Origin of the sequence: Streptomyces sp. NPDC101181 (assembly GCF_044767975.1) — a bacterium.
Classification (GTDB): domain Bacteria; phylum Actinomycetota; class Actinomycetes; order Streptomycetales; family Streptomycetaceae; genus Streptomyces.
The window spans coordinates 137,339-151,176 of the sequence record NZ_JBIWOX010000009.1; the positions used below are offsets into that span (position 1 = coordinate 137,339).

Consider the following 13,838-nt stretch of genomic DNA (forward strand, 5'->3'; position numbering starts at 1 on the left):
CGGGACATCACCCGTGGTACGGCGCCTGTGGCGTTGCCTCAGCCCTCCTCCACCAGCGCCGTCTGCACCAGGCGCGGCTTGCGGCGGAGGATGTGCAGGGCCCGGCCGGGCGGCAGGTTGAGCGGCTTCGCGTTGCCGAACAGGCGGCCCTCCGAGGGCGGGCAGGACAGCAGCACCGCCGGGTTGTTGGCCTCGTCCATCCGCCGGATCAGCCCGTCGCTCAGCCCCCGGCCCGCACCCATCGCGCTCCGGGCGACGACCAGGTGCAGCCCCATCTCGAAGCCCAGGGTCAGATTCTCGAAGAGCGGCTCGAAGGGGCTCTGGAAGGAGTTCCCCGACACCATGTCGTAGTCGTCGACCAGGATGAACAGCCGCGGGCCCGTCCACCAGTCGCAGGCCCGCATCCGCGACGGCGAGATGTCCGCCCCGGGCACCCGGGTCTTCATCGCCCGCGCCGCGCCCTCGATGGTCTCGTTGAGGTTGTCCAGCGAGATCACATGGCCGATGCGGTACTCCTCGGGGATGGCGTCGACCAGCGTACGGCGGTAGTCCACCACGATGATCTTCGCCTCGGCGGGGGAGTACCGGCGGGTGATGCCCTGGGTGATGAGGCGCAACAGGTTCGTCTTGCCGCTCTCGGTGTCCCCGACCGCGATCAGGTGCGGGGTACGGCTGAAGTCGTGCCAGACCGGCTCCAGCGCCTCCTGGTCGAGCCCGAGCGCCAGCTTCATACCCCCGCCCTCGGTCGCCTGCGGTGCGGGGAGTTCTGAGACCGGGAGGCGGTGCGGAAGCATCCGTACCTGCGGGGCGGACGGCCCCGACCAGTGCCGGGAGACCTCCGCCACCAGGTGCCCGACGCCGTCGCCCAGATCCTCCAGGGAGCCGCTGCCGTCCAGGCGCGGCAGCGCGGCGAGGAAGTGCATCTTGGTGTCGGCGGTGATGCCCCGGCCACCGGTGCGCGGCACCGACCGGGCCTTGCGCGTGTCGATCTCGGAGTCCATCGGGTCACCCATCCGCAGCTCCAGCCGGGTCGCGGCCTGGTCGCGGACCTGCGCGGACAGCTCCACCCAGCGGGTGGTGGTGATGATCAGGTGGATGCCGTAGTTGAGCCCCCGGGCGGCCAGTTCGTTGAACTTCGGGATCAGGTCGTCGTAGTCCTGCCGGACCGTCGACCAGCCGTCGACCACCAGGAAGACGTCGCCGAACGGCTCGTCGGGGAACTCCCCGGCGGCGCGGCGCCGCCGGTAGGACTGCATGGAGTCCAGGGTGTGGTCGACGAAGAACTGCTCCCGGCGCATCAGCAGCGCCATCACCTCGGCCACCGCCCGGTTCACCCGCTCCGGGTTCAGCCGCGCCGCGACCCCGCCCACATGCGGCAGGCCCGCCAGCTGGGAGAGACCGCCGCCGCCGAAGTCCAGGCAGAAGAACTGCACCTCGGCAGGGGTGTGGGTGAGCGCCAGAGCGGCGATCAGGGTCCGGGCGAGCGTCGACTTGCCGCTCTGCGAACCGCCCGCGACGGCGACATGGCCACCCGCCCCGGACAGGTCCACGACCAGCGGGTCGCGGCGCTGCTCGAACGGCTTGTCCACCAGGCCCACCGGAACCCGCAGCTTGCCGACCCAGGGCCAGCGCGCGGCGGTCAGACCGCGCTCCTTGTCCGGCTCGAGGCCCCGCAGCAGGGCGTCCAGCGACGAGGGCTCGTCCAGCGGCGGCAGCCACACCTGATGGGCGTCCGGCCCGGAGCCCCGCAGCCGCTCCAGCGCCACGTCCAGCAGCGCCTCCTCGTCCTCCTCCGACTCCTGCGTCTCCGGCTCCGGCTCGGGCGCGGCCTCCAGCGTGCGCGGCACCACCCAGCCGCTCGTCCACGGCACCACCTGGCTGGCCACCCGCGCCTGCACGACGGCGCCGGTGCGCCGCCGGTAGGTCCCCGAGGAGTACGCGGCGCGGAACCGGGTCAGCGCCTCCACCCCGGACTTCAGATAGCCGCTGCCGGGCGCCGCGGGCAGCTCGTAGGCGTCGGGGACACCGAGCACGCCCCGGCTCTCCATCGCGGAGAACGTCCGCAGCCCGATGCGGTAGGAGAGATGGCTCTCCAGCTGGTGCATCCGCCCCTCGTCCAGGCGCTGCGAGGCCAGCAGCAGATGTACGCCCAGCGACCGGCCCAGGCGGCCGATCATCACGAACAGCTCCATGAACTCGCGGTGCGTGGACAGCAGCTCGCTGAACTCGTCGACCACCACGAACAGGCTGGGCAGCGGCGCCAAATCCGCTCCCGCGGCACGGGCCCGCTCGTACTCCAGCGCCGAGGTGTAGTTGCCCGCCGCCCGCAGCAGCTCCTGCCGGCGGATCAGCTCCCCGTGCAGCGCGTCCTGCATGCGCTCCACCAGCGCCACCTCGTCGGCCAGGTTGGTGATCACGGCCGAGGTGTGCGGCAGCTCCTCCAGACCGAGGAAGGTCGCGCCGCCCTTGAAGTCGACGAGCACGAAATTCAGGGTCTCCGAGGAGTTGGTCAGGGCCAGTCCCAGGACCAGGGTGCGCAGCAGCTCGCTCTTGCCGGAACCGGTGGCCCCGATGAGCATCCCGTGCGGGCCCATCCCGCCCTGCGCGGACTCCTTGATGTCCAGCTCCACCGGACGGCCGTCCACACCGACCGCGATCGGCACCCGCAGCCTGCCGGATCCCGAGTGCCGGGCGAACAGCGTCTTCGGGTCGTGCCGGTGCAGGTCGGGGATGCCGAGCAGGGTCGTCAGCTCGACATCGGTGTCCAGCGGCTGCGCGATGTCGGTGCCCAGGCTCATCCGGCGCGGGGTGAGCAGCCGGGACAGCGCCTCGGCGCCGAGCGGCCCGAGCCGGTCCGGCTTCCCGAGCGGCACCGAGCGCTCCTTGCGGCTGCGGTCGGTGCGCACCAGGTTCACCGAGTCCCGGCCGACCGTGAGCCGCAGCGTGTTGCGGCCGGGCTTCCACCGCATCGCCTCCGACACGTCGAGCATCAGGGCGTTGCGGTAGCCGTGGCCCTCCCAGCGGTGGCCCTCCGGGACGGCCACCCCGTCCAGCACGACGACCGTGTACGGCTCGTCCCGGCCGGGCCGGGCGTCCGGGTCGAAGCCGGGGCGCTCGGCGAACTCCGCCCCCAGCAGGTCGTCCAGCTCGGTCAGATCGGTGGTGATCCGGCGGGCCTGCCCCGCCCCGTCCTCCTCGTGCGGGTCCAGCACGTGCGGCAGCCACTTCGCCCACTCCCACTCGGGCCGCCGCTCGTCGCTCACACAGAGGGCGATCCACAGCTCCTCCGGAGCGTGGAACACCGCGAGCTGGGCGAGGACCGCGCGCGCCAGAGCCCGTACGGCCTCGCCGTCGTCGGCCCCGGGCGCGCCCGGCTCGGGCGCCTGCGCGCCGTCCGTCTCCTCCGGGCGCAGCAGGATCCGTGCCGAGGAGCGCAGATAGAGGCCGAGCGGCTGCTCCGGGATGGTGGAGTAGGCACGGATGAACCGGCGCAGGGCGTGCGCGCACAGCGGTTCGAGGTCCTCGACCGGCCGGGTGGAGACCGGGCTCAGGGTGAGGGCGAGCTGCTGCTCGCCGACCGCGAGACGGACCTCGCCGAAGTCCTCGTCGGCCGGGCGGCGTTCCCACAGCCGGGAGGTACGGGCCAGGGAGCGCAGCGAGGAGGGCTCCGGGTGCCGCCAGGCCAGTGCCCGCTGTTGCTCCGCGATGGTGGTCCGCACCCGCTTGCGGGTCTGTGCCAGGTAGCGCAGATAGTCGCGGCGCTCGCCCTTGAGGCGCTGCTTGCGCTCACTGGAGCGGCGCATCAGCTGCCCCAGCAGCATCGCACCGGCGGAGAGCGCCATCACGCCCATCGCCAGATACATGAAGACGCCGTTCCCGCCGCCGGGGCGCAGGAACATCAGCATCATCGACACCGACATCAGGGCCATCGGCAGATAGGTCCACACCGCGGAGGTGTCCGGGACCGTCTCGGCGAGGACCGGCGGCTCCTGGAGGGTCAACTGCCCCTCGGGCATCTCCGGACCGCGCCTCCGGGCCGGGCGGCGAAAGAGCACGACACTCAAGGAACAGAACCTCCGGGTTCACTGACTTCTCGGCCTGCTCCGAATAGCCGGGGGACCGGGCAGGAGGAAAGACCGCACCAGGCGGGAATCCCCGGAGCGCGGTGCCCCGGTGAACGCCCGATGAATGTTTCGAACGGATTGCAAGCGCGGTCGACTTGGACGACGGCCGACCGCCTGCCGGATTCCAGACCCAGCCCGAGGGACGACCGGTGACCGCAGGCAGTAGTCTGCATTCGAGGAACGCGCCCTGTCCACGCGGGAGTGGTGTTCACCGGATGCGCGGGCACAATTTTCCCATTTCGCGCCCCGGTTCACAGCCACGGGGACTTTTCCGTACTGTTCGCCCATTCCCTCTCGCGGGGAAGCTCCCTGTCAAAGCCTGCACGGAAGACGAGAGTTCTGCTGATGACCGACAGTGCCGTGGCCGAAACGTGCCGCCTGACCGTACGTGCGCCGAGCGTCACCATCGATCTGGCCGTGCCCGCCGACGTACCGGTCGCCGATCTGCTCCCCACCCTCCTGCGCTACGTCGGTGAGGAGGCCGAGGAGGCCGGACTCGACCACGCCGGCTGGGTCCTCCAGCGTCTCGGCGACGCCCCGCTCGACGAGGAGACCACCCTGACCGGGGCCGGTCTCGTCGACGGTGCCGTGCTCCACCTGCGCCCGCACACCCAGGCCCTGCCCGAGGCCCGCCTGGACGACCTCGTCGACGGCATGGCGGAGACGGTCGGGCGGCGGCTGCACACCTGGCACGCCGGGGCCGCCCGGGGCCTGCTGGTCGGCACCGCCGTGGCGACCGTGGCGGCCGCCCTGGGGCTGGTCTTCTGGCCAGGAGTGGCCGAATCCAGCTCCCTGCGTGCCGCCTGTGCGGCGATCGCCGGGGTCCTGCTTCTCGCCGGGGCCGGCTCCGCCAGCCGCGCGGTCGGCGACCGGCTCTCCGCGACCGCCCTCGCCCTGCTGGTCGCGCCCTGCTTCGCCCTGGTCGGCTGGGTGCTGCCCGGCGGCGACCTGACCGGCCCGGACGCCACGGAGGTCGTGGGGGCCCGGCTGCTCGCGGCGGGCGCCGCCGCGGCGGGCGGCGCGGTCCTCGCGCTGGCCGCCACCGCCGTCGGCGCCCCCGCCCTGCTCGCCACCGCCGTGGTCGCCGTGGCCACCGCGATCGCCGGGGCCCTGATGGGCTACACCGGCCTGGACGCCCCGGCCTCGGTGGCCCTGGTGGCCACCGTCGTCACCCTCGCCGCCGGGGCGGTGGCGCCGTTCGCCTTCAAGCTGGCGGGCATGCGGATGCCCGCGCTGCCGTCCTCGGCCGGACAGCTCCAGGAGGGCATCGACCCGTACGCGGGCGACGAGGTCGCCGAGCGCACCGAACTCGCCGGGCGCTGGGTCGCGGCGCTCTTCGCCGCCACCGGAACGGTCGCCGCCGCCGCCCTGGCGGTGCTCGCCCACACCCCTGACCTGCCCGAGACGCTCACCGCCCTCTCGCTGTCCTTGCTGCTGCTCCTGCACTCCCGGGGCCTGGTCCACATCGGCCAGCGGCTCACCCTCGCGGTGCCCGGGATCTGGGGGCTGCTGCTGCTCGCCCGCGCCTGGGCGGTGGACAGCGACGCGGACGGCCGGCTGGTGGTCTTCGCCCTGCTGCTGGCCGTCGGGGCCTCGCTGGTCACCGCGTCCTGGATCGTGCCCGGCCGCCGCGTGCTGCCGTACTGGGGCCGGGCGGCGGAGCTCGCGCACACGGGTCTCGCCGTCGCGCTGCTCCCGTTCGCCCTGTGGGTGGCCGGTCTTTTCGGCTGGCTGCGCGGCCTGTTCGGCTGACCGGGCCCTTACGCCGTCGAACCCGTAACGAGTTGAGGAGAGGCTGTGCAGTCCAAGCGCGACCAGGTGCAGGCCCACGGTTTCATGATGGGCAGGCTCAGTTCGGGTCTGCTGACGGCCGATCCGGACGCTCCCGAGAGTCCGCTCGGCCGCACCACCCGCGGTGTGGTCTTCGGCGTCCTGGTGACCGTCCTGATCGGCGCCGGCACCACCGTCTACGGGCTGCTGCGCCCCGGCGGGAATGACACGTGGCGCAAGGACGAGCACCTGGTGGTGAACCGCGAGACCGGCGCCCGCTACCTGTGGACCGCCACCGACGGGGTGCTCCATCCGGTGCGCAACTACGCCTCCGCGCGGCTCATCGGAGGCTCGGACCTGAAGACGGTGGACGTCTCCAGCGCCTCGCTCCGGGACGTCCCCGTCGGCTCCCCGGCGGGCATTCCCGGCGCCCCGGACTCCCTGCCCAGCCCCGGCCAGCTCGACTCCGGGGCCTGGCACATGTGCGTCACCGGGCCCGGCGGGGCGCTGCCCAGCACGTCCGGGGCGCTCGTGGGTGTGGGGGCTCAGAAGCCGGGGGCCACCACCGTGGTGGCCGGCGCCCCGCTGGAGGCCCGGAACGTCGACGGCGACCGGGCCCTGCTCGTCCGCGGCCCGGACCGCACCGAGTACCTGGTGTGGCGCGGCAGCCGCCTGGCGCTGGACCGGGCGTCCGACGCCCGCAACGCCCTCGGCTACGGCTCGGAGCAGGCGATGCCCGTATCGGCGGCGTTCCTCGACGCCCTGGCCCCCGGTCCCGCCCTCAAGCCGCCGGACGTCTCCGGGCGCGGGGACGAGGGACCGGCGATCGGCGGCGAGCCCAGCCGGATCGGCCAGCTCTTCCAGGTCAGCGTCGTCGGCGGCGGCAGCACCTACCACCTGCTCCGCGAGGACGGCCTGGTGCCGCTCACCGGACTCGAGGCAGCCCTGGTGCTGGGCGACCCGGCCACCCAGAAGGACGCCTACGAAGGGCGCTCGCCCCGGGCCCGCACGGTCGGCGCCGACGTGTTGCGCTCCCACCAGTCCAAGGACACCTCCACCGGCCCCGGGGCCGCCGAGGCGCCCCGTACCCCGCCGCTCCCGCAGTCGGCCCCGCGCGGCACCGCGCTCTGCGCGCAGGTGGACGGCGGCTCGGGCGGCGCCCGCATCAGGTCGGTGCTGGTCCCGCTGGCCGGGCTCGGGCCCTTCGCGGTCTCCCAGGGCAGCTCCCAGCCCCTGACCCCGGCCTGCGCCCGCACCGACGCCACGGTGGTACGTCCGGGGCGCGGCGCCCTGGTCCGGGCCCTGAACGCCAGTGGCGCGGCGCACGCCGGAACCACCTACCTGGTCGCGGAGAACGGTGTGAAGTACCGCGTCAGCGCCAAGGACTCGCTGACGGCACTCGGCTACGCGGAGGGGGACATCGCCTCGGTCCCCGCGCCGTTGCTCGCGACCCTGCCGACCGGTGCGGACCTGGACCCGGCCGCGGCGGCCGGCGGCGCCGAGCCCAAGGTCACCGCGCCCCGGTGCGAGGAGACCGACGAGTAGCCGCAGGGCACTTTCCGGCCATGACCAACCCAAAAGCCGCATAATTTACTTGGGTTGCGCAAAGTTTTGGTATTCGTTTCCGGATGCGGGTGTCTCCGGCCGGTGCATACGGCGCGACTTTCAGCGGGCCGCGGCCGGGGATCCTCAAGACAAGCTCAGAAAAACCGGGTCGACGGCACCTTCATCAAATCTTCCCAAAGGGGCGACCGGTCCCGGAAACGGGCCCGTTCGGTGCCCGTTGTGAATGGGTGCTCGCCCGTTCTCCGTCTAGTTGATATATCACCCGCCGACCGGGCGGGGAGCGACCAGGGGAGTTCACCTGCCGTAAACCGGGGATCGGGCTTCTCCGGAGGCCGGAGGTGGTGCATCCCCTGGCTTATGCTCCAATCTTTCTCGGACACGTTGCCGAGGGGCCGTGGCTTTTCATAGCCTCAGCGGGCAACCGTGCGACGAGAGTTGCCTTGACGAAGGGAGCGTGACATGGCGGACAGTGGCCAGAGGAGGGCGGATTATGCCAAGGGCTTGGGAGGTGTGTCCTCACTGGAGTCGGCCCGCAGCTCGGTAGAGAAGATCCAGAACAACGTCGCGGAGATCGCGGCGCGTTCGGGAGTGGGCGGCGACGAGGGCCAGGCCCTTCTGAAGCTCTTCCGCAGCTGGAACGGCGAGGCCCAGAAGGTCGTCGTCCAGATCAGCAAGATGGTCGACGCCCTTCAGGAGAACGTCACGTCGGCCGACCGGCTGGCGAAGGAGAACCAGGACCTCACCGAGGTGCTCAACAGCAAGACCAGCCAGGGCGTCTTCGAAGCGCTGCGCTGAACCGCCCCCTTCGCGGCGCCGGCCCCCTGGTGAGGCCGGAGTCCGTGAGCACCCCGGGCCCTGGGGCCCGGCGATTTGAGAGGAGATGTCATGGCCGACGGCATCATCGATGTGCAGTACTCCACGGTCCGCAACGCGATCGAGGAGCTGACCCAGCAGACCAAGCAGATCATCACCACCCTCAACAACCTCGAGGACGAGCTGAAGCCGCTCATCGCCTCCTGGGAGGGTGACGACCAGGCCATGTACCGCGGGGTCCAGGCCGAGTGGGACCAGGCGACCAAGAACATGGCCCTGCTCCTCGGTGACAGCGGTGAGCTGGTGCAGAGCATCCACGACAACCACTCCCGGGACGAGCGCCGCAGCGCCGACAACTGGGGAAGTGTGCGTCCTCGCTAGCCCTCCGACCGGGGCCCGCCTCCCGCCAGCCGCGGGGGGCGGGCCCCGGTCCCGCTCCGCTGACCCCGTCCGGAACCAACCGCAGGAGGACGTCCCATGGCCGGTGAGCAGGCCGACGTCAAGCATTTCGACCTCAAGCAGATGGAGAACTTCCGCGACAACGAGGTCCACCCGGTCTATACCAAGGCCAAGAAGCACAAGGAGGACGGCGAGGGCGAGGGGGACGGCCGCATCCGCCCTCTCGGCGAGCTGATCAGCGGCTACACCACGGCCGAGAACCTCGACCAGGACCGGCAGCTGCTGCGCCTCGGGCTGATGAACACGCAGAAGCTCGTCTCCGGTCCCGCGCTGGTCGAGAGCGTCAAGAGCGTGGCGACCTCCCTCGACAAGCTGCTCGGTGACCAGATGGAGCTCTTCAAGGAGCTCAAGGAGGCCCTCACCGACACCATCGAGGAGGCCAACAAGACCAAGAACAAGAACCTGGACGCCATCGACGCCCAGACGCTGCTCATGACCTTCGAAGAGGTCGATGCGCTCACCAGCGGTTCCACGGAGTCGGAAGAGAAGTAGCCGCACCCCGGCAACGGCCGGGCGGCGAGGGAAGAGAAGGGGCGCGTGGTGGCTGACCGGTACGACGAATCATCCGTGGAGAACGTCGACAAGTACGAGGACCAGGACGCGGCCTCCGCCGACAACTGGGCCGAACTGGTCACGCACATCACCGGATATCCCGTGCCCGAGCGCGGCAAGATCTTCGACAAGCTCCGCTCCGACCACGGCGGCAAGCTCTTCCGGATGGACATCAAGGAGCGCAGCCTCAGCCTCCTCGTCAAGGACTCCGGCTTCCTTCAGAGCAGCGGCCAGGACTACGACATCTGGTTCTTCGACAGCGGCAAGAAGCGATCCATCATGCAGGCCCGGATCGTCTTCGAAGGACGGGTGAAGGCCGGCGAGGAGATCATCTTCGCCGGAACCGACTCGACCGACGTCAACGACGTGTCCGTCCGTGAGGGCAACGAGTTCACGGACTACAACAAGGACAAGATGAGCACCATCCCGCTGGCCCAGTACATGAACGGGCCCCGGGCGGCGCTGATGGCCCTGCTGAAGGGCAACAGCGGTGACGGCCGGTTCAGCGGTCTGGTCGCCAAGGAGGCCGATGTCGTCGACCTCGACTCCTTCAACGAGACGGGACAGTCCTTCGACTACGCGGCGAAGTTCTTCAAGGACCACGCGCCGCTGCTGAAGGACTGGGAGGACCGCTTCGGCCGCGAGGACGCGAGTTGGAAGGGCGAGGCCGCGGAGGTCTTCCGCAGCCTCATCAACAAGATCCGCGAGAACTACGACAGCTACGTCGAGACCTTCAACGAGACGGCCGGCAGCGGCGACCAGACCGGCACCGGCGCCACCGTCTACTCCCGCGCGCTCTCCCTGGGCCGTCAGCAACTGGAGCAGGCCGCCCGCGACCTGCTCGCCGCCTGGCTGAAGTGGGCCCAGTCCGACTACTACGACCCGCACCGGGTGCTGCGGTACGTCCTGGACGACCTGGCCCAGTGGGTCGACGCGAACAACGTCGCCAAGACGGACATCACGTCGACCACCACCCGCTACACCACGACCGTCCGGCACAACCCCCAGGGCGGCTTCTCCCAGACGCACCCGGACTACGGAGACCTCACCGACATCGCCAACTGGGCGAAGGTCGGGGACAAGGCCGTCGACATCTGGAGCCGGGGTGTGGACGACTACCTCGTCAAACCGGCCCGGGAGGTCCAGTCCCGCCTGAACAACCAGTTCATCACGCTCTCGAAGGACTTCTCCGAAAACGTTCCCGAGCCCAAGTCGACCAGTACGGCCTCCGAGGCGTACGAGGAGAAGAAGGCGAAGGAGGAGAAGGAGGAGCTCGACAAGCAGCGCGAGGAGGACAAGAAGCTCCAGGAGGAGCTGCGGGAGGAACAGCGCCTCCAGCGCGAGGAGGACAGGCGGTACCAGGACGAGCTGCGCGAGGAGCAGGAGAAGCAGCGCGAGGAGGACAAGAAGCTCCAGGACGAGCTGCGCGAGGAACAGCGCCTCCAGCGCGAGGAGGACCAGAAACTCCAGGACGAGCTGCGCGAGGAACAGCAGCAGCAGCGCGAGGAGGACAAGAAGTACCAGGAGGAGCTGCGGGAGGAACAGCGCCAGCAGCAGGAGGAGGCCAAGCGCGAGGCCGAGGAACAGACCAAGCAGATGAAGGAGAGCCTCGGCGGCATCAACGGGCCCGGCGGAGGCGGCGACCAGGGCCCGGTCGACCTCGACTCCCTGCTGAACCTCAAGGAGGACCTGCCGGTCACCGAGAGCCTCGGGGACCTCGGCGGCGTCAACGGCCAGGGCGGTCCCGGCGGCGGAGACTCCCCGAGCCTGGACGACGTGAACAAGGCGGTCACGGAGAACCTCGGCAACATCGGGGACGTGAACGGCACCGGGGGCGAGAACCAGCAGACACCGGTCGGCGGTCCGCTGCCGGTGAGCCAGAACCTCGGCAACCTCGGCAACCTCGGTGGCCTCAACGGCGGCCCGGCGAACAACAAGAACCCGGCCGACGCGGCCAACCAGGCCATCACCGAGAGCCTGGGCAACCTCGGCGACCTCAACAAGACGCCTGCGGGGGGCTCCCTCGACACCCCGACCGGCGGCGTCACCCAGCTCGACGGCAACCAGCTCACCACCGGATTCCCGGACGGCAGCAGCACCTCCTTCGACCCGGACAGCGGGGTGCTCACCACCACCGGCCCGGACGGCAGCACCATCACCCAGAACCTCGGTGACGGCACCAGGGTGACCAACCCCGACGGCTCGGTCACCTCGCTCGGTGACGACGGCAAGCTGACCACCACCTTCCCCGACGGCACCACCCAGGTGGTCGACCCGGCGACCGGCCAGGCCACCTCCACCGCTCCCGACGGTACGACCACGACGTCGAACCTGGGCAACCTCGAAGGTCTCAACAACCGCAGCGAAATCCCGGACCTCGACAACATCAACGCGGACCTGCCCACCACCGAATCACTTGGTGACCTGGGGAACCGGGAGACCGTCGAGAATCTCGGTGACCTGGGCAACCTCAACGGCGACCCGACCGGCCTGGAGACTCCGACGGGCGGCGTGACGGAGCTGAAGAACGGTGACTTCGCCACCACCTTCGCGGACGGCGGCAGCAGCAGCTTCGACCCGGAGACCGGGATGCTCACCAGCGTCGCGCCGGACGGCACGACCACCACGACCGACCTGACCCACGGCGCGAAGGTCACCAACCCGGACGGCTCCACCACGGTCCTGGACAACGGTCAGCTCAGGAACTCCTTCCCCGACGGCTCCAGCCAGGTCATCGATCCGGACACCGGCGTGGCCACCGTCACCGACCCGCAGGGCCGGACCGAGACGATCGATCTCAACGACCTCAACACGCGGGGCGGCAACAACTCCTCGGACGCGCTCGACGATCTGCGCCGGGAGCTCGACACGCAGCGGGACGTGGCGGAGAACGCCCAGCGTGATCTGGGGAACCTCGACGGGCTCAACAGCGACCGGAACCTGGATCTCGGCGAACAGCTCCAAGTGGGCGGGGGCGGTGGTGGTGGCGGCTCGATCAGCCGCGACGTCTCCTTGCCCGAACTGGGGCTGGGCGGAGGCCAGTCGGTCTCCGGAGGCGGGCTGAACGCCGACGGCGGCCTCTCGGGTTCGCAGCAGACGCCCGGCCAGGTCGCCCCCCTCTCCGACAGCGTGACCAACAACGCGACGACCCCCGGCACGGGCACCGGTCCCGGCTCTCCCGGCTCGCCGGGAGCACCCGGAACACCGGGAACGCCCGGTATGCCGATGGGTGGCGGGATGGGCGGTATGGGCGCGGGCGGGGAGAAGGGCAACGGCGAGCGGGTCCGCAGCGTCCTGGTGGACGCGGCCGAGGAGAGCGAACGCCGCAACCGCCGCCGACGCAGCCCGTGGAACCGTCAGGAGGACAGCGACACCTTCCTCGCCCCGGCGCGCCGGGTGGCCACCACCGGTGGCGACTCCGACGAGGAGGAACAGGAGGAGGGCCGCAGGCCCGCCACCTCCGCGGACTACCTGGAGGAGGACGCCGACGTCTGGGGCACCGAGGAGGGCGGCACCCCGTCGGTGATCGGCAGGTGAGGGAGGGCCGGGTCCGCCCCGGACCGGGATCGTTACCGGGTACCCGGATCTCCTGATCACCAGAGGCCGCAGATATGAAATGATCAACGCCAGAGGAGGCGTGACCGTGACGGAATCGCTGGAGAAGCGCCTGGAAAAGGCCATGTCCGAACTGCACGCGGCGCAGGAGGCGGTGGCGCGTACCGAACGGGAACTGCGCTCCGCCTCGTTCAGCGTGGTCTCCTCCGACCGCGCGGTGCGGGCCACCGCCGGACCCCAGGGCGAACTGGCCGGAATCGAGTTCCTGGAGAACAAGTACCGGGACATGTCCCCGCAGGAGCTGGCCGCCAGCGTCCTGGAGGCGGCCGGCGCGGCGCGGGTGAAGATGAACCGGCACGTCATGCAGGCGATGGCCCCCTTCACCGAGCCCAGCAGCGACCTGCCGGAGCTGAAGGGGTTCGAGTTGGACTGGGAGCGGATCTTCGGCCCCGAGGTGCTGGAGGACGACCCCGAGAAGAGGCGTGACGTCCCGGCCACACCCGCCTGGCACGACGCGCTCGGCGCCGAGGGAGAGGACTGACGATGGGACAGCGTTACCACGTCGACCCGCAGCGCATCGAGGCTCTCACCCGGCAGCTGGAGGAGATCAGCACGCTCACCGACGCCATGACCGAGGAGTTCCTCGACGGGCTGGCCCCCACGGTCAGCTGGCCCGGCACCAACAGCGAGTTCTCCGAGAAGGCCAAGCCGCAGGAGCAGAAGGAGCGGCAGACCACGAAGGACACCATGCTCTCCATCCGGGACGCGGTGGTCGCCATCACCGACGCCACGATCGGCAACGTCCAGATGATGAAGGACACCCGCGACCGCAACCTGGACGAGATCCAGCAGGGCAACAGCCGTCTGGAGACCGACGGCTTCGACGGTCCGGGCGGGCATGGCCGCCGCTGAACTCCGCGCCGCGCGCCGCCCCTCGTTCGCCACCGTGCCGGGAGCGGCCGCTGTGCTCTGCCCGCGTGACGCCCGGGGCGGCCGTCG

9 protein-coding genes are annotated in these 13,838 nt (G+C 70.7%); 8 read left to right on the forward strand and 1 reads right to left on the reverse strand.

Annotated elements, in window-relative coordinates:
• Positions 1–38 precede the first annotated feature (38 nt).
• Entirely contained in the window at positions 39–4,064 is a 4,026-nt protein-coding gene (gene eccCa, locus ACIRRU_RS15925; protein ID WP_403680525.1) for a type VII secretion protein EccCa, read from the reverse strand.
• 405 nt (positions 4,065–4,469) lie between these two features.
• Between eccCa and eccD the strand changes: the two genes are divergently transcribed.
• The 8 genes from eccD (at position 4,470) to ACIRRU_RS15965 (ending at position 13,751) form a co-directional block, all read left to right on the forward strand.
• On the forward strand, positions 4,470–5,876 hold the full coding sequence (eccD, locus tag ACIRRU_RS15930; protein WP_403680527.1) for a type VII secretion integral membrane protein EccD: 1,407 nt from the start codon (positions 4,470–4,472) through the stop codon (positions 5,874–5,876).
• A 45-nt stretch (positions 5,877–5,921) separates the two neighbouring features.
• The gene (gene eccB / locus ACIRRU_RS15935; RefSeq protein WP_403680530.1) at positions 5,922–7,439 is read left to right on the forward strand and encodes a type VII secretion protein EccB; all 1,518 of its coding nucleotides are present in this window, start codon (positions 5,922–5,924) and stop codon (positions 7,437–7,439) included.
• Positions 7,440–7,919: 480 nt separating this feature from the next.
• Positions 7,920–8,255, forward strand: coding sequence for a hypothetical protein (locus tag ACIRRU_RS15940; protein ID WP_363204746.1), 336 nt, complete (start codon positions 7,920–7,922; stop codon positions 8,253–8,255).
• A 90-nt stretch (positions 8,256–8,345) separates the two neighbouring features.
• Positions 8,346–8,654 (forward strand): WXG100 family type VII secretion target, encoded by a 309-nt coding sequence (locus ACIRRU_RS15945; RefSeq protein ID WP_363204747.1) that lies wholly within the window; start codon positions 8,346–8,348, stop codon positions 8,652–8,654.
• 96 nt (positions 8,655–8,750) lie between these two features.
• Positions 8,751–9,224: a type VII secretion system-associated protein gene (locus tag ACIRRU_RS15950; RefSeq protein WP_403680533.1), complete on the forward strand. Its 474-nt coding sequence runs from the start codon at positions 8,751–8,753 to the stop codon at positions 9,222–9,224.
• Between the two features lie 48 nt (positions 9,225–9,272).
• On the forward strand, positions 9,273–12,821 hold the full coding sequence (locus ACIRRU_RS15955; protein WP_403680748.1) for an AAWKG family protein: 3,549 nt from the start codon (positions 9,273–9,275) through the stop codon (positions 12,819–12,821).
• 106 nt (positions 12,822–12,927) lie between these two features.
• Positions 12,928–13,380 carry a YbaB/EbfC family nucleoid-associated protein gene (locus ACIRRU_RS15960; protein WP_403680751.1) on the forward strand — a complete coding sequence of 151 codons (453 nt, stop codon included), beginning with the start codon at positions 12,928–12,930 and terminating at the stop codon, positions 13,378–13,380.
• 2 nt (positions 13,381–13,382) lie between these two features.
• Entirely contained in the window at positions 13,383–13,751 is a 369-nt protein-coding gene (locus ACIRRU_RS15965) for a hypothetical protein (protein ID WP_363204749.1), read from the forward strand.
• Positions 13,752–13,838 lie beyond the last annotated feature (87 nt).

What these genes read in the sequence shown, in the direction of transcription:
- ACIRRU_RS15945 (WP_363204747.1), top strand. Translation starts at nt 8,346, where the DNA reads ATGGCCGACGGCATCATCGATGTGCAGTACTCCACGGTCCGCAACGCG.
- ACIRRU_RS15965 (WP_363204749.1), top strand. Translation starts at nt 13,383, where the DNA reads ATGGGACAGCGTTACCACGTCGACCCGCAGCGCATCGAGGCTCTCACC.
- eccD (WP_403680527.1), top strand. Translation starts at nt 4,470, where the DNA reads ATGACCGACAGTGCCGTGGCCGAAACGTGCCGCCTGACCGTACGTGCG.
- ACIRRU_RS15940 (WP_363204746.1), top strand. Translation starts at nt 7,920, where the DNA reads ATGGCGGACAGTGGCCAGAGGAGGGCGGATTATGCCAAGGGCTTGGGA.
- ACIRRU_RS15950 (WP_403680533.1), top strand. Translation starts at nt 8,751, where the DNA reads ATGGCCGGTGAGCAGGCCGACGTCAAGCATTTCGACCTCAAGCAGATG.